The sequence below is a fragment of the Serratia sp. A07 genome (assembly GCF_058725505.1).
Window position 1 is genome coordinate 1 of the sequence record NZ_JBZXDO010000150.1, and the last position, 1,650, is coordinate 1,650.

General features: G+C 62.1%; 1 protein-coding gene. It reads left to right on the forward strand.

Annotated elements, in window-relative coordinates:
* Positions 1-1,650: type IV conjugative transfer system coupling protein TraD (traD, locus tag AC4PR2_RS28715; RefSeq protein WP_492176028.1), on the forward strand; the 1,650-nt coding region annotated here is incomplete at both ends.

Sequence of the window (1,650 nt, forward strand, 5' to 3'; positions counted from 1 at the left end):
GCGCTGTGGGTCGGGTTGTCGATGCGTTTTGAGCAAATCATCCACGGCGGCAGTTACTGGTTGGTCAAATGGGTGGTGCTGCCGTTTCACCGGCAATTCCCCTCCGGCGCCGGCAACACCATGACCTTTCACTGGACACGGCCGCAAACCGGTCAGGTCGTCGAGTTCAAGTTCACGGCGGCGCAGGTGGTGGCCGACCGCTATTTCCAGCAGCAGGGCAATCACCTCAAGGAGGTGGCGTTCTGGGGCTGGGGCGCGGCCAGCGTCACCTTTGCGCTCGGTTTTCTCGCCGTGTTCTGGTATCTGGGCCGAAGTGGTCGCCGCCAGCGCGAGAACGTCATCGTGGGCGGGCGCGAGCTGGTCGATGACGTGAAGGTGGTCAACAGGATTTTGAAAAAGCACGACCGGCTGTCGCCGCTCTCGCTGTGCGGGCTGCATATGGTGCGTTACAGCGAGATGCAGAACATCGCCATGCACGGCACGGTGGGGTCGGGTAAAAGCACCATGATAATCAACATCTGCCGTCAGCTGCGCGCCGAAGGGCACAAGGTGATGATTTACGACAAGGGCGGCAACTTCCTGCCGCTGTTCTACCGGCCGAACAAGGACGTCATCCTCAACCCGTTCGATGCGCGCTGCGCCGCCTGGGATTTATGGGACGAGTGCCGCACGGTGGCGGATTTCGAGAACTTTGCCAAGACGTTGCTGCCGGACGCGCCGAGCGGCGACCCCTTCTGGCTGCTGGCCGCCCGCCGGCTGTTTGCCGACGTGGCGCGGCGTCTGGCCAAAATGAACGAGCGCAACCTGCGCACCCTGATGAAAAAGCTGCTGTCGGTGACGCTCGCGGATTTGCGCGGCTTCCTCAAGGACACGGATTCGGCCAACCTGGTGGATGGCAGCGTCGAGAAGACCGCCATGACCATCCGTATGGTGCTGACCAGCTATGTCACCGCGCTGCGCTTCCTGCAGGGGCTGGACGAAGAGGGCAAGCGGCCCTTCAACCTGCGTGACTGGGTACATACCGAAGACATGAACGGCGACAACGGCTGGATATTCATTACCAGCGACGGGCGCCATCACGAGGCGCTCAAGCCGCTGCTGACCGCCTGGCTGCACATGCTGATGGTCAACGTGCTGGGACTGCGTCCGGACAACGGCGACCGCGAGCGGCGCATCTGGCTGCTGCTTGACGAGCTGCCGTCGCTGCACAAGCTGCCGATACTTAAGGATTATATCGCCGAGGCGCGCAAGTTCGGCGGCTGTACGCTGATAGGGTTGCAGAACTACCCGCAGCTGGAGGCGCAGTTCGGGCGCGAGGGCGCCGCCGATATCTGGGACCTGCTCAACACCCGCGTGTTCGGCCGCGCGCCCAGTGCGCACGTGGCCAAGTTTGTGCAGGAAGAGCTGGGTGAAAAACGCCACCTCAAGTTCCGCGACCAGTACAGCTACGGCGTCGATATCATTCGTGACGGCGTGCAGTTCTCCAAGGACGAGGTGAGCGAGCACCTGGTGAGCTACTCGGACGTGCAGAACCTTGATGACCTGGAGTGTTACGTCGCGCTGGCCGGACGATTGCCGGTGGTAAAAATGAAGATGAAGCGCGAGAAATATGCGGTAGTGGCCGAGGCCACGCTGCCGCGTGACGTTGAC